Here is a 20,202-nt window from a genome sequence, read left to right as displayed (position 1 = left end):
TTATGCTTGCCCTCCGAGGAGATTCGTCATCGCGTCGTTGATGGCAATCAACATTTCCTGCTCACTTTTATCACCTCGGTAAAGCTGGTGGAAAATGATTCCGTCCTTAACGAAAAGGACTCGGTTAGCGTGGGAAGCAGATAATGAGGAGTGCGTGACCATCAGAATGGTTTGGCCATTTTCATGACAGCGGGAAAAGAGGTTCAAAATGTCCGCTGCATTTTTTGAATCCAAGGATCCAGTTGGTTCGTCACAGAGCAAGATGTCGGGTTGCGTGATCAAGGCACGGCCGATAGCAACTCGTTGTTGCTGCCCACCAGAAAGTTCGTAGGGATACTTGTTTAGCAAGTCTGTAAGCCCGAGTTGGTAGGCCAAGGTGTCTAACTTCTCCTTTTTTCCGGCTGTGTTTTTTGCCAAAACCAAGGGAAGGTAGATGTTGTCTCTTACGGAGAGCGTGTCTAAGAGATTGAAATTCTGGAACACGAAGCCGAGGTAATCCCGTCGGAAGGCGGCCAGATTCTTGTCCTTCATCGCACCCAAGTTCTTATCCCGGAGAAAAATTTGACCGGCAGTTGGTTTATCTAACGTTGCAATGCAGTTGAGTAAGGTCGACTTACCAGAGCCTGATTCCCCCATGATGGTGGTGAATTCACCTTCTTCGACCTGGAAATCGATGTCCTTCAAGGCTTCGACCTTCTGGCTTGAGCGCTTGGACTTATATTCTTTCTTTAAATGCTTCACCGTTAGCAAGTTCATGCTTTCTAACCTCTCTTTTGCGTTTCCTGTTACCTATTGTATAAGAAAAAAGCGATTCCTGTTGGAAAAGGAATCACTTTTGTTGTTTGAATATAAACAATTTACGACTGCAAGGCGTCTTGATGGCAATCAATCGTCACTTTCGTTCCCACCCCAACGGTGGATTCGATGTGTACGTTGTGGCCCAGCTTATCAATCACGGACTTTACCAAGTAGAGGCCGAGCCCCGAAGCGTTGTCCTGCACACGACCATTGTAGCCGGTGTAGCCCTTTTGGAAAATCTGTGGTAGATCAGAAGCGTCGATACCGATTCCGCTATCTTCAATGACAATCTTTTGGTCCGGTGTGCAAGTAATAACTAAACCACCGGATTTCGTGTACTTAATGGCGTTGTAGATGACCTGTTCTAAGACGAAGGTCAACCACTTGCTGTCGGAGATGAAGGTAAAGTCGGATTCGGCCACTTTGAGCGTGAGCCCCTTTTGGATAAACCAGACCTTGTAGTTTTTCAGTGTTTTCATTACAAGCGAACGCGCTGAAATCTCCTTCAGATTCATGTCGTTGTTAAAGTCCTGCAAGCGGATGAAAGATAAGAGCATCTCCATGTATTGGTTCACTAAGAAGAGCTGCTCTTTGGTCTGTTTCTGGTCGATGGTCCCGGTTTGATTCATCAAATCTAACACGGACAAGGGCACTTTGATTTGGTGGGCCCAAAGGGCGTAGTAGTCCTTCAAGTCCGTGTTTTGCAAACGGGCGCTTTCGCGCTCTTCATCCTTTTGCTTGATGGCGGATTCGAGCAATTCCATCAGCGTCCTTTCCGTTGTGGATAAGGAAGTGATTTCAGGCAACTCTTCCACTTCCGTTTCTTTTTTTAGGTGGATGAGCGCTCGTTGCTTCTTATACCAGGCATAGAATTTTATGGCGAGCACCATGACGAGCAGGTAGGTCATGAACCAGAAGGCATCCAGGAACACGGCGACGTTCAACCCGCGCATCAAAAAGACCCAGAGCACTAAAATCAGACTGAGAAAGTAGAAGGAAAAGAACGCCCATTGTTCCTTTAGGAAGAGGGGAATGGCTTTAATCATCTAACTTCAACCCCTTTCCCTTCACCGTCTGTAGGTGTGGGCCGAATTCGATTTCCTCGGTCTTTTTTCGAATCCGGTTAACCATGACGGAAAGCGTGTTGCGGTCGACGAAGAGTTCGTCGTCCCAGAGGTCTTCCATAATGGATTCGCGGGACACTACTTCGCCGGCGTTTTCAAAGAGTGGGTAAAGCAGCTTCGTTTCGTTCTTACTGAGGGAAACGATGACCCCATCCTTTTCCAATTGGTTTTCAAGGATGTTTAGCGCGAAATCCTTGTAGCTGAGCTTGGAGGTGGGGGATGCCTGGCTGCTGTCGGCCGTTCGGCGGAGCAGTGCTTTAATCTTAACGATTAGCAAATCGAGATTGAAGGGCTTGGTGATGTAATCATCGGCGCCGAGGTTCATGGCCATAATCTGGTCGGTGTCCGCGTCACGGGAGGACAAGAAGATGATGGGCATTAAGCTTTGCTTGCGAATCTCTTGCGTCCAGTAGAAGCCGTTGAAGAAGGGCAGGTTGACATCCATTAAAACAAGGCTCGGGGCAAAGTCAGTGACCTCCTCGACGACTTCATGGAAGTCTTGGCAGGAAGAAACCTCAAATCCCCAGCCCGTCAGGCCCTTTTTCAACAGGTCCACGATTTCTTGATTGTCCTCAACGATGAAAATGCGATCGGTCATTTTGCTACTTTCTACTATTAAATAATCACGACTTGATAAAAGAAAAAAGCCAGCGATGTGCTGGTTGTATTATTTCTTATTATACACTATAGAAAATGGCCAACAAATCCCGTAAAATACTGGACATACAGGAGAGGGGAGAATCATCATGAAAGAACGAATGAAAGCGCAACTTCTACCAAACTTGGTGGGGTCCGTTGTGTTCTTCTTGGTTATCCACTTTGCCTTTGGGCAGGGGGAACTCGTCAAAGACTTGATTGAAACAGTTATCTTCTTTGGTTTGATGACGGTATCGTCACTGGTCTTCAACAAGAAGTCAAAGAAAGACTAGCCTCGAATTGAGGAGTCCCAGCCGGGTCGGCTGGGACTTTTTTATTTACAAAAACAATACTTTTTGAAATGGTCTGTACCTCTTACCCTCTCAGCGGAACTTTGTCAAGGTTATCCCTTGCAATTTTGTTAAATTCCCGTATAATTTTAAACAGTAACACTGTAAATAAATATGGCGTTTGGTGATCTATTGTCCATCAAAGCCCTCATAGCAGGCAAGGTCCGCGGTTTTTTAAGTCGCGAGACTTGCTTTTTTTGTGCCTTAACGGACAAAAAATGGGGCTTTTTTGGTAATTTTTCATGAAATTGTAATGTTTATTTTCATTGAAACAGTGGAATTTTAGATGAGGTGATAAGTGTGGCAGGACATTTAGTAAAATATGGTAAACACCGTACCCGCCGTTCGTATGCTAGCATCAAAGAAGTGCTAGACATTCCGAACTTGATTGAGGTACAAACGGCTTCTTACCAGTGGTTCCTGGATGAAGGAATCAAGGAGATGTTTAACGACATCATGCCAATTGAAGACTTCAACGGTAACTTGTCTTTGGAATACGTCGACTACCAGTTGATGGAACCAAAGTACACAATCGATGAAGCTCGTGAACACGATGCAAACTACTCAGCACCTTTGCACGTAACTTTGCGTTTGACCAACAAGGAAACTGGAGAAATTAAGTCACAAGACGTCTTCTTCGGTGAATTCCCATTGATGACCAAAGAAGGTACGTTCATTGTTAACGGTGCGGAACGTGTTATCGTTTCACAACTTGTGCGTTCTCCTGGTATTTACTACAACCAAGAAGCTGACAAGAATGGTCGTCCACACTTCGGTGCTACGGTTATTCCTAACCGTGGTGCTTGGTTGGAATACGAAACGGATGCCAAGGGCATCGCAAACGTTCGTATCGACCGTACGCGTAAGTTGTTGATGACTGAATTGGTTCGTGCCCTCGGGTTCGGTTCTGACTCAGACATCATCGACATCTTCTCAGACCAATACGATGCCTTGAACATGACTTTGGAAAAGGACGTTCACAAGAACATGTCCGACTCCCGTGTTGAAGAATCATTGAAGGACATCTACGAACGCTTGCGTCCGGGTGAACCTAAGACGGCTGACTCATCACGTGCGCTTTTGGTTGCTCGTTTCTTCGATCCAAAGCGTTACGACTTGGCTCCTGTTGGTCGCTACAAGATCAACAAGAAGTTGTCTTTGAAGACGCGTTTGTTGAACCAGACGTTGGCCGAAACGTTGGCTGACCCAGATTCTGGTGAAATCATCGCCGAAAAGGGAACGGTTGTAGACAAGGCTGTGATGGCTAAGTTGGCGCCATTCTTGGACAACCCTGACTTTAAGACGGTTACTTACACACCATCTGGTGACGCCGTCTTGCAAGATCCAGTTATCTTGCAAAAGATTAAGATTGAATCACCTGAAAACCCAGACAAGACGTTGCTTGTAATCGGTAACGGTCACTTGCCTGAAGCAGAACACAACGTTCGCCCAGCCGACATCATTGCAGGAATGAACTACTTCATGAACTTGCAAGAAGGTGTTGGTTCAGTCGATGACATCGACCACTTGGGTAACCGTCGTATCCGTTCTGTTGGTGAATTGTTGCAAAACCAATTCCGTATTGGTTTGACTCGTATGGAACGTGTTGTTCGCGAACGCATGTCCATCCAAGACGCTGCAACGGTTACGCCACAACAATTGATCAACATCCGTCCGGTTGTTGCATCACTTAAGGAATTCTTCGGTTCATCACAGCTTTCACAGTTCATGGATCAGACAAACCCACTTGGGGAAATGAACCACAAGCGTCGTTTGTCAGCCCTTGGACCTGGTGGATTGACACGTGACCGTGCCGGTGTTGAAGTTCGAGACGTTCACTACACCCACTACGGCCGTATTGACCCAATCGAAACGCCCGAAGGTCCTAACATCGGTTTGATCAACTCCTTGGCCACTTACGGTCGCATCAACAAGTATGGTTTCATCGAAACACCATACCGTCGTGTTGACTGGGGTACGCACAAGGTTACCGAAAAGATCGATTACTTGACGGCCGACGAAGAAGATAACTACATTGTTGCGCAGGCCAACACGGAATTGAAGGATGACGGTTCATTCGTTCACGCTTCAGCCATGGCTCGTTACGGTGAAGAAAACATCGAAACGCCAGTTGAAAAGATTGACTACGTCGACGTTTCGCCAAAGCAAGTTGTTTCTGTTGGAACTTCTGTTATTCCTTTCTTGGAAAACGATGACTCCAACCGTGCTTTGATGGGTGCCAACATGCAGCGTCAGGCGGTTCCTTTGTTGGATCCACACGCGCCTATCGTTGGTACTGGTGTTGAATACAAGGCAGCCCACGATTCTGGTGCCGCTTTGATTTCAACGGCTGCCGGTGAAGTGGAATACGTTGATGCGAAGGAAATCCGTATCCGTCGTGAAGATGGACAGTTGGATACCTACGAATTGATGAAGTTCCGTCGTTCAAACGGTGGTAAGAACTACAACCAAAAGCCAATCGTTAAGGTTGGTGAGCAAATCGAAGAAGACCAAGTATTGGCCGACGGACCTTCAATGGAACTCGGTGAATTGGCCTTGGGACAAAACCCATTAATTGCCTTCATGACTTGGCAAGGATACAACTTCGAAGATGCCATCATCTTGAACGAACGTTTGGTACGTGAAGACGTCTACACGTCAATTCACATCGAAGAATACGATTCAGAGGCCCGTGATACAAAGCTTGGCCCTGAAGAAATTACCCGCGAAATCCCTAACACTGGAGAAGAACAACTCCGTGATTTGGATGAAAACGGAATTATCCGTGTTGGTGCCGAAGTTAAGGATGGCGACATCTTGGTTGGTAAGGTAACGCCTAAGGGTGTTACGGACCTTTCAGCCGAAGAACGACTTTTGCACGCCATCTTCGGTGAAAAGGCTCGCGAAGTTCGCGATACTTCATTGAAGGTGCCACACGGTGGTGGTGGAGTCGTACAGTCTGTACGCATCTACACGCCAGAAAACGGTGACGAATTGTCACCTGGTGTTAACCAAATGGTTCGTGTTTACATCGCTCAAAAGCGTAAGATCCAAGTTGGTGACAAGATGGCCGGTCGTCACGGAAACAAGGGTACTGTTTCAGTCGTTGTTCCCGAAGAAGACATGCCATACATGCCAGATGGAACGCCAATTGACATTCTCTTGTCACCCATGGGTGTGCCATCTCGTATGAACATCGGACAGGTTTTGGAATTGCACTTGGGTTACGCAGCTAAGAAGTTGGGTATCCACGTTGCTTCCCCTGTCTTTGACGGTGCTTCCGATGACGAAATCGAAGAAGCATTGGCTGAAGCTGGTTTGCCAGCCGACGGTAAGTCTGTTGTTTACGACGGACGTACTGGAGAAGCCTTTGACAAGCGTGTTGCCGTTGGTGTTATGCACTACATGAAGTTGGCCCACATGGTCGACGACAAGATTCACGCCCGTTCAATCGGTCCTTACTCACTTGTTACGCAACAACCATTGGGTGGAAAAGCTCAGTTCGGTGGACAGCGTTTCGGAGAAATGGAAGTTTGGGCTTTGGAAGCTTACGGTGCCGCTTACACGTTGCAAGAAATCTTGACTTACAAGTCTGATGACGTTGCTGGTCGTGTTAAGGTTTACGAATCAATCATCAAGGGTGATGCTATTCCTAAGCCGGGTGTTCCTGAATCATTCCGTGTTCTTGTTAAGGAATTGCAAGCCCTCGGTTTGGACATGCGTGTCTTGAACCAAGAAGGTGAAGCCGTTCAATTGAAGCAAATGGACGAAGACGATTCCGTCTTGCCTGTTGACGCTTTGGAAAAGTTGGCTCGGACTAACCCTGACTTGTTGAACCGTGAGGATGAAGAAGTTAAGGTTGCCTTTGATAAGGTTGATGGCCCACAAGCCCCACAAGAACAAAGCACCTTTAGCGATGAAGAACAATAATTAAAGAAAGGTGACCGAATAGATGGCAATCGATGTTAACAAGTTCGAATCTATGCAAATCGGTCTTGCTTCTCCTGATCAAATCCATGACTGGTCTCATGGTGAGGTTAAGAAGCCTGAAACGATTAACTATCGAACGCTCAAGCCGGAAAAAGACGGTTTGTTTGATGAACGTATCTTTGGTCCTACCAAGGATTACGAATGTGCCTGTGGAAAGTACAAGCGAATCCGTTACAAGGGAATCGTCTGTGACCGCTGTGGAGTTGAAGTAACTTCAGCAAAGGTTCGTCGCGAACGAATGGGTCACATTGAGTTGGCTGCGCCAACTACCCACATCTGGTACTTCAAGGGAATCCCTTCACGTATGGGATTGGTCTTGGACATGTCACCACGTTCACTTGAAGAAATCATTTACTTCGCTTCATACGTTGTAACTGATCCAGGTGATGCACCCGTTGAAAAGAAGCGCCTTTTGACAGAACGCGAATACCGCGATTTGAAGAAGGAATACGGTGCGAACTTTAAGGCCGGCATGGGAGCGGAAGCAATCAAGGACTTGCTTGCGAGCGTTGACCTTGCTGGTGAAGCCGCTGCCTTGAAGGCAGAATTGCAAGAAGCAACTGGTCAAAAGCGTGTTCGTGCGGTTCGCCGTTTGGACATCATTGAGGCCTTCTTGCAATCAGACAACAAGCCAGAATGGATGGTCATGGATGTTATTCCTGTTATCCCACCTGACTTGCGTCCGATGGTTCAATTGGAAGGTGGCCGTTTTGCCACTTCCGATTTGAACGACTTGTACCGTCGTGTAATTAACCGTAACAACCGTTTGAAGCGTTTGTTCGACTTGCACGCCCCTGGTATCATCGTTCAAAACGAAAAGCGTATGCTTCAAGAAGCCGTCGATGCTTTGATGGATAACGGTCGTCGTGGACGTCCTGTTGCCGGTCCTGGTAACCGTCCATTGAAGTCCCTTTCACACATGTTGAAGGGTAAGCAAGGACGTTTCCGTCAAAACTTGCTTGGTAAGCGTGTCGACTACTCTGGTCGTTCCGTTATCGATGTTGGTCCATTCTTGAAGATGAACCAAATGGGATTGCCACGTCCAATGGCAATCGAATTGTTCCGTCCATTCATCATGAAGGAATTGACGGCCCGTGGTTTGGCTGGCAACGTTAAGTCAGCTAAGCGTAAGATCGACAAGGCCGACGAAGACGTCATGGACGTATTGGAAGACGTAATCAAGGAACACCCAGTTCTTTTGAACCGAGCACCTACCTTGCACCGTCTTGGAATTCAGGCCTTCGAACCAGTCTTGGTTTCTGGTAAGGCCATGCGTTTGCACCCATTGATTTGTGAAGCGTACAACGCCGACTTCGATGGTGATCAGATGGCCATTCACGTGCCTTTGTCTGATGAAGCGCAAGCTGAAGCACGTTTGTTGATGTTGGCCGCCGGGCACATCTTGGCACCTAAGGATGGTAAGCCAATCGTTGCTCCTTCTCAGGATATGGTTATTGGTAACTACTACTTGACCACTGAAGAAGCAGGCCGCGAAGGTGAAGGTATGATCTTCTCCTCTGTTGACGAAGCCCGTTTGGCTTACGAAAACAAGTTGGTTCACTTCCACACGCGTGTTGGAATTCAAACTTCTTCATTCCCGGCTGCAAAGCCATTTACTGATGACCAACGTTCAAAGATTATGGTTACGTCAGTTGGAAAGCTTTTCTTCAACGAAATCTTGCCAGTCGACTTCCCATACATCAACGAACCATCAGAAGAAAACTTCAATGGTATCGACGACCGTTTCTTCATGGAACCTGGTCAAGACATCAAGGACTTCTTGGCTGATCAAGACGTGATCAAGTCATTTAAGAAGGGCTTCTTGTCAGATATCATCGCTGCTGTTTACAAGCAGTACAAGGTGACGGAAACGTCACTTCTCTTGGACCGTATGAAGGACATCGGTTACGACATCTCAACCAAGTCTGGTTTGACTGTTGCCATGACCGACGTTACGGAACTTGAAGACAAGCCAGAAATCCTTGAAAACGCCCACAAGGAAGTTGCAACGGTTACGAAGCAATTCCGTCGTGGTTTGATCACGGATGCGGAACGTTACCAACGTGTTATCGAAATCTGGTCAAAGGCTAAGGATGTCATCCAAGACGAATTGGTTACGACTTTTGATTTGAAGAACCCAATCTACATGATGCAGGATTCTGGAGCCCGTGGTAACATCTCGAACTTCGTTCAGCTTGCCGGAATGCGTGGATTGATGGCCGGACCTGGTGGTAAGATCATCGAATTGCCAGTTACGTCTAACTTCCGTGATGGATTGACTGTGATGGAAATGTTTATTTCTACCCACGGTGCCCGTAAGGGAATGTCCGATACGGCCTTGAAGACGGCCAACTCTGGTTACTTGACTCGTCGTTTGGTCGACGTGGCTCAGGACGTTATTGTTCGTGAATACGACAACGGTTCTGATCGTGGTGTTGCTGTTCGTGCGATTACGGACGGTAACTCAATCGTTGAACCATTGTACGACCGTATCCTCGGTCGTTACGCGATGAAGTCAGTCTTTGACCCAGAAACTGGTGAAAAGATTGTTCCTCGTAACGAAATGATTGACGAAGTAGCAGCTAAGAAGATTGTTGCTGCTGGTATCGAAGAAGTAACGATTCGTTCTGTCTTCACTTCTACTACTGAACACGGTGTGTCTGTTCTCGACTACGGTCGTAACTTGGCTACTGGTGAAGAAGTTGAAGTTGGTGAAGCAGTTGGTACTGTTGCCGCTCAGTCAATCGGTGAACCTGGTACTCAGTTGACCATGCGTAACTTCCACACGGGTGGAGTTGCCGGTGGAAACGATATCACGCAAGGTTTGCCTCGTGTGCAAGAAATCGTTGAAGCACGTATCCCTAAGGGACGTGCCGAACTGTCAGAAGTGACGGGTAAGATTACTGCTATCGAAGAAAACCCAGCCGAACGCACGAAGGACGTAACGATTGAAGGTGAAACGGATACTCGTACGTACACGTTGCCTTTGACTGCCCGCATGCGCTTCGGTGAAGGTGACTTCATCAAGCGTGGTGAAGCAATCAACGAAGGACCAATCGATCCTAAGGAATTGCTTGCCGTTACGGATACGTTGACGACTGAATCTTACATGTTGTCAGAAATCCAAAAGGTTTACCGTTTGCAGGGTATCGAAGTTTCCGACAAGCACATCGAAGTTATGATTCGTCAGATGCTTCGTAAGGTGCGCGTCATGGATCCAGGTCAGACTGACCTTCTTCCAGGAACGCTTCTTGATATCGCTGACTTCCAACGTGCTAACGAACCAGCTTTGTTTGCTGGTAAGGTTCCAGCGACGGCTCGTCCTGTCTTGCTTGGAATTACGAAGGCCGCTTTGGAAACGAACTCCTTCTTGTCAGCCGCTTCCTTCCAGGAAACGACTCGTGTCTTGACGGATGCCGCTATCCGCGGAAAGAACGACCCACTTGTCGGACTTAAGGAAAATGTTATCATTGGTAAGATTATCCCAGCCGGAACGGGTATGACGGAATACCGCAAGATTAAGCCAGAAGTTGTTGGTGAAGTGGTTGCAAAGCCAGAAGAATCAACAGACGAAATGCCAACCTTAGACGACGTTGCCCAAAAGATGGACCACGAAGACTAAGATTTAACTGAAAAAGTCAGGTGCGACCCACGCTTTTAAGTAAGCAGTCGCGCCTGGCTTTTTTATTGTGAGAAGACCCAAAATGGAGTAAACTATAAGTAGTATTTCAAGGAGGCTTCTATGCAAGAAGTGAAGATTAACTGGATGGAATGGGTGAAGAAGTTGTCCAAAAAACAACTTTACGCCATCGCCATCGTGCCAGCCCTCATCGTGCTTGGACTGTTGATTTGGCGTGTAAAAGCTGGTAATTCTCAATACGATGCCAACTGGTTTATTTACGCCTTGGCCATCTACTACACTGCTGCTTTTTCACCGGCAGGAGAACAAATTCAGTACCGCCTCTTTCCACAAGCCATCCCGCACAACGACTACCAAGTCACGACTTGGAATCAGTGGTTGCAAGCGTTGATGACATCCTTTGTCCTCTTGATTTTGAGCCTGCTTGTCTGGCCACCACAAAACCAAAGTGCAATTGCCGTCCACTTAATGGCAACGATTGTCTTAGGCTTTGTTGTGATGTGGACCTGGCGCTGGTTCCAAGCCATGAAGGCTGCAAAGAAAGCAAAGTAAATAAAATAAAGTCCCGGCACTGTCTTCTTAATCCAGAGGCCGGGTTCTTTTTTCAATAAAGCAGGGGCGAAACAATAGAGCAAAATAAAAACTTTTGTTTATTAGCGGTCAGTTAGGACAAAAAGCGACCCTATCTGACCAATGCGCATGCTTTACCACGATATGGAATATAGACTGAACGTGTACGAGAAGACACGTTCCATTGGAAAACACACATGGAAAAACTCGACTACGAACAAATGAATGGGTTGTCTCTTGCTTACATTGGCGACGCCATCTATGAAATCAAAGTTCGCACCCACTTGGTTCAAACTGGTTTGACGAAGGTGAACGATCTCCAAAAGAAGTCCCGTCACTATGTATCCGCCAAAGCGCACGCCGCTTTGTTTGATATCATGCGTGAAGACGACTACTTAACGGAAGAAGAAATGCACTACTTCAAACGCGGTCGCAACGCGAAGTCTTATACCAAGGCGAAAAACACCAACGTGGTGGCTTATCGAATTTCCACTGGTGTGGAGGCGATGGTAGGGTACTTGTACCTCTCCGGCCAAATGGAACGGTTAGACGAAATGATGGATTGGATTTACGACCAGGTTGAACAAGGGAGAACAGACGATGCCAAAACAAAGTGAGCAAGCCTTTATTTACGGTCACCACGCCGTTATCGAAGCCTTAAAGGGTGACCAGAGTTTGAACAAGCTTTGGTTGCAGACAGGATTGAACCCGCGCGTTGCACAAGAAGCAACGAAGTTGGCAAAAGACCGCGGGCTTGTGGTGACACAGGGACCAAAGGGAAAGCTGGATGAACTCGCCGACCGTGGAAACCATCAGGGATTGGTTTTGTCCGTTGCGGCATACGACTATGCCGATTTGGACGACCTTTTTGATAAGGCGAAGGAAGCGGGCGAAGAGCCCTTCTTCCTCATCTTGGACGAAATTGAAGACCCACACAACTTGGGTTCCATCATGCGAACGGCTGATGCGGCCGGGGTGCACGGAATTATCATTCCAAAGCGCCGTTCCGTACAGTTGACGGGAACGGTGGCGAAGGCCTCAACCGGGGCCATTGAACACGTGCCAGTTTGTCGTGTGACAAACTTGGTTCAGACCGTGAAGGCATTGAAGGACCGCGGACTCTGGGTCTTTGGAACTGACATGGACGGCCAAGACTACCGCACCTGGGATGCATCCGGGGCCACGGCCTTAGTTATCGGAAACGAAGGAAAGGGCATTTCACCACTTTTGAAAAAGCAGGTGGACGCCATGTTGACGATTCCGATGATTGGGCACGTTCAATCTTTGAACGCCTCCGTTGCTGCGTCACTTTTGATCTACCAAGGCTTTAGCAAGAGACACCCGAAGTAAAAGAGGGTCTCTGCACCCTCTGATATTGGGAGGGTGTTTGGTGAGAGAGAAGTTATTAGCAGCAGTTCTTGCAGGGCAAAAGGGACACGACTGTGCCTACACCGTGCTACATGGAAAGACCAAAGGATTGGTTTTTAAGGTCTACGATGAACAACTGGCCGGTCAATTCCGGGCTGACGACTGGAAGTCGGAAGCGCTGTTGACGCTGGCGGATTGCGTTCGTTGTTATTCCGTTTCCGATACCCGGGCGAAGTTCACGACTTATTACACTCAGGCGTTGTTCAATAAGGCCCGGGACATTAAGCGGGGGCTAGTAAGCCAAAAAGGGCGTTTCTACGCGGAGATGGTCGATTTTGATGCCGGCGTTGACCGTGACGCCCATTTTCAGACGGATACCTATAATCCTGAAAAAATTTACGAACTAAAAGAAGCGTTGTTGACTGTCACAAAGGGGAAAGGTAAGCACTACCGTAACATCGTTACCTTTCTCTTAGGTCGTGACGGTAGGAAAGACGAATCCTTTGGGAAGAGGCGATCGACGGCGCAAGTCTTATATCGATTTAAGAAAAATGTATTGAAAGCCCTGAAGGAGGGATAGCTTGTGATGGCAGGAATTCCCTGCTATAATGGGCAATAGTGAGGTCAGATATGGCAAGTCAAAAAGCATCATTAGCCTGTGACGTTTGTGGTTCAAGAAACTACACCGTTACCCTTTCAAAGGGACGGACAGATCGTCTTGGCGTAAAAAAGTTTTGTCCCCATTGCGGAAAGCATACTTTCCACCGGGAAACAAAGTGAGGTTCTAACATGATTACTTATTTTAAAAATGTCGCATCCGAAATGAAGAAGGTTACTTGGCTTTCAATGGATCAAACATTGAAGGAAACAGTGGCGGTGATTGCCATGTCCGTTATGTTTGGTTTGTTGATTGGGTCATTTGACTGGATTTTGAAGCAGGGTGTTAATTTCATGTTGGCACACTAAGCTGACCTATAGTATACTTAAGACAGCGAAAAAAGAGTCAATCGACTCTTTTTTATTTACCAATAATTTAACTAAAGGAGGGCGGGATTAATCCCGCGGCAATATGTCAGATTCAATCGAAAAAGCATGGTTTGTTGTGCACACTTACTCAGGTTACGAACACAAGGTTCAAACAAACTTGGAATCACGTACACAAACGATGGGGATGAACAACCAAATCTTCCGTGTTTTGGTTCCTGAACAAGAAGTTTCAACCGTTGAAGACGGTGAAGTAAAGACGTCGATTGAAAACGACTTCCCTGGTTACGTATTGGTCGAAATGGCAACGCCACAAGATGGCAACATGACGGACGAAGCTTGGTACGTTGTTCGTAACACGCCAGGTGTTACTGGTTTCCTTGGTTCCCACGGTGCCGGTTCAAAGCCTAACTCACTCTTGCCTGAAGAAGTGGAATTGTTGATGAAGCGCATGGGCATGACTGGTGAAAAGGTTGTGGACTTGGACGTTGAAGTTGGTCAAACAATCAAGATTGTTGCCGGACCATTTAACGGTATGGAAGGTGTTATCCGCGCCATCGATCCAGAAAAGCAAGAAGTTGAAGCAACGGTTGAAGTCTTTGGACGTGAAACGCCAACGGAACTTGGCTTTAACGACATTGACACGAACCTCTAATTTAAAAAGCAAAATGATGATTTACGCTGAGAACTGGCACTGAGCCTTCGCGAGAAGAAGTGCTTTAGAATCAGGGTCGAATCTGACTTTTGAAACAAGAGTCCCTTTACGAGAGGGGCTTTTTTTGTTATGATAATAGGGCATGTCAAAGACATGCGTGGAAGTAGCACTGAAGCTACGCGATACCACAACACGAGGAGGAAAATATCGTGGCTAAAAAAGTTATCAATGTTGTAAAGCTTCAAATCGAAGCGGCCAAAGCAACGCCAGCTCCACCAGTTGGTCCTGCTTTGGGTCAAGCGGGTATTAACATTGCCCAATTCACTAAGGAATTTAACGCACGGACTGCAGACCAAGCTGGTTCTACTATCCCTGTTGAAATTTCTGTTTTCGACGATCGTTCATTCGAATTCGTTACGAAGACGCCACCAGCAGCCGACCAATTGCGTAAGATCGTTGGTAAGGGTTCTGGTGAACCTAACCGTACTAAGGTTGGAGACGTTTCTCTTGACCAAATCCGTGCCATTGCGGAAAACAAGATGGCCGATTTGAACGCCAACGACGTCACAGCTGCCATGAAGATGATCGAAGGAACTGCCCGTTCAATGGGTGTTACGGTCAACGGAGTGGACTTGACTGTTGAAGGAACAGCAATCAAGGAGGACGCAGAATAATGACTACTAAGCACGGAAAAAAGTATTTAGAAGCCGCAGCCAAGATTGAAGCCGAAAAGGCATACAACTTGACTGAAGGTGTTTCCTTGTTGAAGGAAGTTTCATACGCCAACTTCGACGCATCTGTTGAATTGACTTTCAAGTTGAACGTCGACACGCGTCAAGCTGACCAACAACTTCGTGGAGCCGTGGTTTTGCCAAACGGTTCTGGTAAGACGAAGAAGGTTGTTGTCTTCGCTCAAGGAGACAAGGCTAAGGAAGCTGAAGCCGCTGGTGCTGACTTCGTTGGTGCCGCTGACTTGGTTCAAAAGATCCAAGACGGTTGGTTGGACTTCGACGTTGCCATCGCAACGCCTGACATGATGGCCCAAGTTGGTCGTGTTGGACGTGCATTGGGTCCTAAGGGATTGATGCCAAACCCTAAGACGGGTACGGTTACGATGGACGTTAAGAAGGCCGTTTCAGATGCTAAGGGTGGTCAAGTTACGTACCGTACTGACCGTGACGGAAACGTTGCTGTTACTGTTGGTCGCGTATCATTCGACGACGCTAAGTTGGCTGAAAACATCAAGGCAATCGCTGCTGTTATCTTGAAGGCTCGTCCAGCTGCTGTTAAGGGAACTTATGTTTCTAACGTAGCTGTTGCCTCAACGATGTCACCAGCTGTTACTTTGGATGTCTCATCTCTTTAATTGACAGCCGTCAATTAACCTGTTAGACTTAACAAGTAAATTAAATCAATTTTGCCTAAGACTCAGGTGGCGTTTACGCCTTAATCTCCTGCCGAGGAAGTTATTCAACTAACTACCCGTCTGTCTTTTGGCAGGCGGGTTTCTTTTGCAAAAAAATCTTGAGGAAGGAGAATATCACATGAGTGAACAAGCTATTGCACTTAAGGCGCAAAAGGTTCAAGAAGTTGCTGATCAATTCAAGAACTCAACTTCAGCCGTTGTGGTTAACCCTCGTGGTTTGACTGTTGCGGAATCAACTGATTTGCGTCACCAATTACGTCAAGAAGGTGTTGTCTTGGAAGTCATCAAGAACAAGGTTCTTGTACGCGCTACCAAGGAAGCCGGCTTTGAAGAATTGAACGAATTGTTTGCTGGTCCTACGGCCGTTGCCTTCTCAGAAGACGACGCTGTTGCCCCAGCCCGCATTTTGAAGAAGTACGCTGACGCCAACGAAAAGTTGGTTGTTAAGGGTGGTGTTATTGATGGATCTGTTGTATCCCTTGACGACCTTAACAAGTACGCTACTTTGCCTTCACGTGAAGGTTTGCTTGGTCAATTGATGGCCGAGTTCCAGTTCCCTATCCGGAGCTTTGCATATGCTGTTAAGGCATTGCAAGAAAAGAAGGAAGCTGAAGGCGAAACTGCCGAAGCTGCCGAATAATAATAAGTACAACTATTACTTACTAAACATTTAAAAATGGAGGAATTTAATCATGGCTTTTGATAAAGACGCGATTATCGCATCATTGAAGGATGCAACGATTTTGGACTTGGCTGACTTGGTTTCAGCTATTGAAGAAGAATTTGACGTTTCAGCAGCAGCTCCTGTAGCCGCAGCTGGTGCAGCTGGTGCCGAAGGTGGCGCAGCTAAGTCAGAATTCGACGTTGAATTGACTTCTGCAGGTACTGCAAAGGTTAAGGTTATCAAGGCAGTTCGTGAAGCAACTGGTCTTGGTTTAAAGGAAGCTAAGGACTTGGTTGACAACGCACCTTCAGTTATCAAGGAAGGCGTTGCCGAAGCTGATGCCAACGCAATGAAGGAAGCTTTGGAAGAAACTGGTGCCTCAGTTACTTTGAAGTAATTCATATTAAAAGAGCACATCAGTGCTCTTTTTTTGTACATAAATCAAACGTTTCATTGAAAGAAAGGATCGACCATGACAGAGAAAGTTTCCGGTCAACAATACTTTACGGCTGACCCATCAGCGGCCCACGACTACCAGGAATTCGACTTCGAACTCCTCGGCAACAACCTCCACTTCAAGACGGATGCCGGTGTTTTCTCTAAGAAGACCATCGATTTTGGAACCCGCGTGATGTTGGATGCGGCCGACACACAAGAATTTGTCCCAGGGAAAGTCCTTGACCTAGGTACTGGCTACGGTCCCGTCGGTAACGCCGTCGCCAAGGCTTGGAAGCGCGAGGTGGACATGGTCGACGTGAACGATCGGGCCTTAGACCTGGCCAAAGTCAACTGCGACCGGAACGGCGTTTCAGGCCTCACCAACGTTTTTCAGGCATCCATCTACGACAACATTGTGGATAAGTACGCCTTAATTCTGGTTAATCCACCGATTCGTGCGGGAAAGCCGGTCGTCACTGCCATGTTGCAGGGCGCAACGGAACATTTGGTCGAGGGTGGCGCTATCATCGCCGTTCTTCAAAAGAAGCAGGGCGCGCCATCTGCTCAAAAGAACTTGGAAGCGGTCTTTAACGACGTTTCCATCATCGAAAAGAAGAAGGGTTACTTCATCTTGATGGCCAAGGACCCTAAGAAGGAGCAAGACTAATGGCTGTTGTTCCAATTGTTCCTGGAAAAGATATCAAACACTTCATGGAACTCGCTTTGGAAGAAGCTAAGAAAGCGGGTGACCGCGGCGAAGTGCCGATCGGGGCCGTCATCGTCAAAGATGGCGAGGTCATCGCGTCTGCTGGTAACCGGCGTGAGGAAGATCAAAAAACGGATGCGCACGCCGAGATGCATGCGATTTTAGAAGCGAATGCCAAGCTCGGTACCTGGCGTTTGGAGGAAACCGCACTCTTTGTGACGTTGGAGCCCTGCTTGATGTGTGCCGGTGCCATCCTAAACGCGCGGATTCCTTTGGTTTATTTCGGTGCCCAAGATAAGAAGGCTGGGGCGGTAACGTCACTGTACGCTGTCTTTGAAGACGACCGGTTAAACCATCAGGTTAAGGTGTTCCCCGGCGTCTTGAAAGACGAGTCCGCATCGCTGTTGAAGGACTTCTTCAAGAGCCTTCGACAGAAGGCGAAGGCAAAGAAGAAGGCGGCTAAGGCAGCTGAATCTGGGGACTTGCCGGCGGACGAGTCCGGAGTATAGTCGTTGGATTCACGTTTTGAGAGCACCCGTTTGGGTGCTCGTTTTTATAGGAGAAAATTTACCTGCATTTGTTTGCTTAGGGTTCAAAACTTCGATATAATAAAAGGGCAGGCAAGGGTTTTCTTTCGAACCGAGTCAGGACAGAGATGTAGCAGCTCTAAGATTGCTTGACCTTGTGCTTGTGTACATAGCAAAACCGCCCTGGGGCGGCTTTTTTTGTAAGGGAGAAACGATGGCGTATCAAGCATTGTACCGGGTTTACCGGCCAAAGACTTTTTCAGAGATGGTAGGACAGGAAGTCATCACGAAGACTTTGCAAAACGCCATCGACAAAAAGACCACGGGACACGCGTACCTCTTTGCTGGACCACGTGGAACGGGTAAGACCTCCGCTGCCAAAATCTTTGCCCGCGAAGTAAACGGTATTGGACCGGATCAAGCCGGCTCAGCCCAACCCGACATCATCGAAATCGATGCGGCCTCGAACAACGGGGTTGACGAAATCCGGTCCATCCGGGATTCCGCCAACTACGCGCCCATTGAAGCGCCCTTCAAAATTTACATCATCGATGAAGCGCACATGCTCTCCACCGGTGCCTTCAACGCCCTGTTGAAGACCTTGGAAGAACCGCCAGCCCAGGTGAAGTTCATCCTTGCAACGACCGAGATTCAAAAGATGCCCGCAACGATTTTGTCTCGTACACAGCGCTTTGAATTCAAGCGTCTCTCAAACCAAACGATTAAAAACCGCCTGGAAGAAATCTTGAAGCAAGAGGATCAGGCTTACGAGGAACCCGCCTTGGACGTGGTTGCAACTGCGGCTGAAGGTGGAATGCGTGACGCCTTATCCATCATGGACCAGGTCATCGCCTTCGGCCCCGACCTCGTCACGGTCGAAAACGCCCTGACCGTTACTGGTTCGGTCGACATCGACCAGGTGCTTTCCTACTTGCACCAAGTGCTCGCCGGAAAGACCGCCGAAGCGCTTGAATCATTGTCTGCCATCTTGCTTTCGGGTAAGGACGCGAACCGCTTCTTGTCCGACTTGATTGCGACGCTGCGTGACGTGATGTTGGTCGACATGGCGCCGGACTTGGTGAAGGCGAAGTCGAAGGAGGCTGAATTGAAGGCTTTCTTGGCGGCGACGAGCCAGGCAAAGATTCAAGAGATGCTGCAGACGATTGACAAGGTCAAGACCGCCTTGGCACAGTCCTTGCAATCCGACATCTACTTGGAAATCTTGACGGTTCAGCTGTCGCAGGGAACGGCGCAAGCTGCTCCGGTTGCGCAAACACCCGCACAAGCGGCCCCTACGGCGCCGCAGCAGACGGCATCGGCCCAGACTGCCAAGCAGCCTGCACCGGCCGCTGCACCAAAGCAAACGGCGGAAACGTCTGCTCCAACAGCTGAGGAACCTGCCCAACCAATGGCAGCTGCTCCTGAAACGACGAAAACGCCAGCGGCGCAAGCGCCTCAAGCAGAAACGGCAGCGCAAGCTCCAGATCCTGCTCCTGCACCAAAGACAGCAGCTCCTGCTGAACCAGTCGCTGAAAAGGCTCCGGTTGAAGAACCTGCGGCAGAAACGCCGGCTCAGGAACAAGAAACGCCGGCTCAGGAACAAGAAACGCCAGATGCGCCCGCACCTGAACCAGTCGCTGAAGAACCGGTTGTCGACGAAGCGCCCGCACCAGAACCGGAAGCACCAGAGCAAGCACCGGCACCCGCTGCTGAACCTGCTCAAGACGCAGCCCCAGCAGCTACTGCTACTACTCAACCGTCCGCTTCTCCCGCCGACAACAAGCTCACCGTTTACACGGGTAACGAACCCGTGCAAGCCGTCTTGTCACAGGCAAAGCGCGATCAGTTGAACAAGGCGCAGTCCGCATGGCCGGACATCGTCTCTGACTTTGCCGTGAAGGAACAGGCGATCTTGCAGACGGCCGAACCAGTGGCCGCCTCATTGGACGCCTTGGTCTTGGCCTTTGATTTCCCGGCAATGAAGGACAACGCGTTGAAAAACGCTGACCTGCAAGCCGAATTGGCCCAGGTGCTCGAAGAAGCGGAACTGCCACAACGCTTGGTGCTTCGTAGCCAAGACGAGTGGAAGGAAGACCGTGCCGGCTACGTGAAGGCCTTGAAGGCGGGAAACACGGTAAAAATCGCGCTTTCTGACCTGAACCCAGCGGTGTTGCCAGAAGCAAGCACAAAGAAAGCACAAGCGGCTAAGCCAGCTGCGGAAGAAGCCGCACAAACAGAAGATAAAAAAGACCTCGTTCAAGAAGCCAAGGACCTCTTTGGTGAAGACCTTGTCCAGGTAAAAGAAGAAACAGATTAGGGAAGATTC

The 20,202-nt window shown here is 48.2% G+C and carries 20 protein-coding genes, 1 other RNA gene and 1 other annotated feature; of the genes, 18 read left to right on the top strand and 3 right to left on the bottom strand.

Features of this window, described 5'->3' with window-relative positions; all coding sequences use genetic code 11:
• The 3 genes from NFX39_RS03195 to NFX39_RS03185 form a co-directional block, all read right to left on the bottom strand.
• Nucleotides 1–756, bottom strand: a complete 756-nt coding sequence (locus NFX39_RS03195; RefSeq protein ID WP_252442917.1) for an ABC transporter ATP-binding protein — start codon at nt 754–756, stop codon at nt 1–3.
• Nucleotides 757–857: 101 nt separating this feature from the next.
• Nucleotides 858–1,844 (bottom strand): sensor histidine kinase, encoded by a 987-nt coding sequence (locus NFX39_RS03190; RefSeq protein WP_252442915.1) that lies wholly within the window; start codon nt 1,842–1,844, stop codon nt 858–860.
• Nucleotides 1,837–2,520 (bottom strand): response regulator transcription factor, encoded by a 684-nt coding sequence (locus tag NFX39_RS03185; RefSeq protein WP_252442913.1) that lies wholly within the window; start codon nt 2,518–2,520, stop codon nt 1,837–1,839. The genes NFX39_RS03190 and NFX39_RS03185 overlap by 8 nt, the downstream gene beginning before the upstream one ends.
• 148 nt (nt 2,521–2,668) lie before the next feature.
• On the opposite strand from NFX39_RS03185, the gene NFX39_RS03180 reads away from it, so the two are divergent.
• The 18 genes from NFX39_RS03180 to dnaX all read left to right on the top strand — a co-directional run bounded on the left by NFX39_RS03180 (nt 2,669) and on the right by dnaX (nt 20,193).
• On the top strand, nt 2,669–2,851 hold the full coding sequence (locus NFX39_RS03180) for a hypothetical protein (protein WP_252442911.1): 183 nt from the start codon (nt 2,669–2,671) through the stop codon (nt 2,849–2,851).
• A 357-nt stretch (nt 2,852–3,208) separates the two neighbouring features.
• Nucleotides 3,209–6,838: a DNA-directed RNA polymerase subunit beta gene (gene rpoB, locus NFX39_RS03175; RefSeq protein WP_252442909.1), complete on the top strand. Its 3,630-nt coding sequence runs from the start codon at nt 3,209–3,211 to the stop codon at nt 6,836–6,838.
• A 22-nt stretch (nt 6,839–6,860) separates the two neighbouring features.
• Entirely contained in the window at nt 6,861–10,520 is a 3,660-nt protein-coding gene (gene rpoC, locus NFX39_RS03170; protein ID WP_252442907.1) for a DNA-directed RNA polymerase subunit beta', read from the top strand.
• Nucleotides 10,521–10,640: 120 nt separating this feature from the next.
• On the top strand, nt 10,641–11,090 hold the full coding sequence (locus NFX39_RS03165) for a hypothetical protein (protein ID WP_252442905.1): 450 nt from the start codon (nt 10,641–10,643) through the stop codon (nt 11,088–11,090).
• A gap of 215 nt (nt 11,091–11,305) precedes the next feature.
• Nucleotides 11,306–11,725: a Mini-ribonuclease 3 gene (locus tag NFX39_RS03160; protein WP_252442903.1), complete on the top strand. Its 420-nt coding sequence runs from the start codon at nt 11,306–11,308 to the stop codon at nt 11,723–11,725.
• Entirely contained in the window at nt 11,709–12,458 is a 750-nt protein-coding gene (gene rlmB, locus NFX39_RS03155) for a 23S rRNA (guanosine(2251)-2'-O)-methyltransferase RlmB (RefSeq protein WP_252442901.1), read from the top strand. The genes NFX39_RS03160 and rlmB overlap by 17 nt, the downstream gene beginning before the upstream one ends.
• 37 nt (nt 12,459–12,495) lie before the next feature.
• A complete protein-coding gene (locus tag NFX39_RS03150) occupies nt 12,496–13,056 on the top strand; it encodes a hypothetical protein (protein ID WP_252442899.1) in 561 nt (186 codons plus the stop codon).
• Between the two features lie 50 nt (nt 13,057–13,106).
• A complete protein-coding gene (gene rpmG / locus NFX39_RS03145; protein ID WP_213808942.1) occupies nt 13,107–13,256 on the top strand; it encodes a 50S ribosomal protein L33 in 150 nt (49 codons plus the stop codon).
• A 9-nt stretch (nt 13,257–13,265) separates the two neighbouring features.
• Nucleotides 13,266–13,442, top strand: coding sequence for a preprotein translocase subunit SecE (secE, locus tag NFX39_RS03140; RefSeq protein WP_252442897.1), 177 nt, complete (start codon nt 13,266–13,268; stop codon nt 13,440–13,442).
• 103 nt (nt 13,443–13,545) lie between these two features.
• Nucleotides 13,546–14,115 (top strand): transcription termination/antitermination protein NusG, encoded by a 570-nt coding sequence (nusG, locus tag NFX39_RS03135; protein ID WP_252442895.1) that lies wholly within the window; start codon nt 13,546–13,548, stop codon nt 14,113–14,115.
• A 209-nt stretch (nt 14,116–14,324) separates the two neighbouring features.
• Entirely contained in the window at nt 14,325–14,789 is a 465-nt protein-coding gene (gene rplK / locus NFX39_RS03130) for a 50S ribosomal protein L11 (RefSeq protein WP_252442893.1), read from the top strand.
• A complete protein-coding gene (gene rplA / locus NFX39_RS03125; protein ID WP_252442891.1) occupies nt 14,789–15,481 on the top strand; it encodes a 50S ribosomal protein L1 in 693 nt (230 codons plus the stop codon). The genes rplK and rplA overlap by 1 nt, the downstream gene beginning before the upstream one ends.
• 36 nt (nt 15,482–15,517) lie before the next feature.
• Nucleotides 15,518–15,635, top strand: a sequence feature (ribosomal protein L10 leader region).
• Between the two features lie 24 nt (nt 15,636–15,659).
• Entirely contained in the window at nt 15,660–16,181 is a 522-nt protein-coding gene (rplJ, locus tag NFX39_RS03120; protein WP_252442889.1) for a 50S ribosomal protein L10, read from the top strand.
• 52 nt (nt 16,182–16,233) lie between these two features.
• Entirely contained in the window at nt 16,234–16,602 is a 369-nt protein-coding gene (gene rplL, locus NFX39_RS03115) for a 50S ribosomal protein L7/L12 (RefSeq protein WP_252442887.1), read from the top strand.
• Between the two features lie 75 nt (nt 16,603–16,677).
• Nucleotides 16,678–17,310, top strand: a complete 633-nt coding sequence (locus tag NFX39_RS03110; protein WP_252442885.1) for a class I SAM-dependent methyltransferase — start codon at nt 16,678–16,680, stop codon at nt 17,308–17,310.
• Complete coding sequence (tadA, locus tag NFX39_RS03105) at nt 17,310–17,858, top strand: tRNA adenosine(34) deaminase TadA (RefSeq protein WP_252442883.1); 549 nt, start codon at nt 17,310–17,312, stop codon at nt 17,856–17,858. The genes NFX39_RS03110 and tadA overlap by 1 nt, the downstream gene beginning before the upstream one ends.
• Before the next feature lie 103 nt (nt 17,859–17,961).
• Nucleotides 17,962–18,048, top strand: an RNA gene (gene ffs, locus NFX39_RS03100) — signal recognition particle sRNA small type.
• Between the two features lie 42 nt (nt 18,049–18,090).
• Nucleotides 18,091–20,193 (top strand): DNA polymerase III subunit gamma/tau, encoded by a 2,103-nt coding sequence (gene dnaX / locus NFX39_RS03095; protein WP_252442880.1) that lies wholly within the window; start codon nt 18,091–18,093, stop codon nt 20,191–20,193.
• Nucleotides 20,194–20,202: the final 9 nt, after the last annotated feature.

Source organism: Fructobacillus apis, from assembly GCF_023893635.1.
Taxonomy (GTDB): Bacteria; Bacillota; Bacilli; order Lactobacillales; family Lactobacillaceae; genus Fructobacillus; species Fructobacillus apis.
Note: the sequence above shows the minus strand (reverse complement) of the source record. Positions and strands in the feature narration are given on the sequence as shown.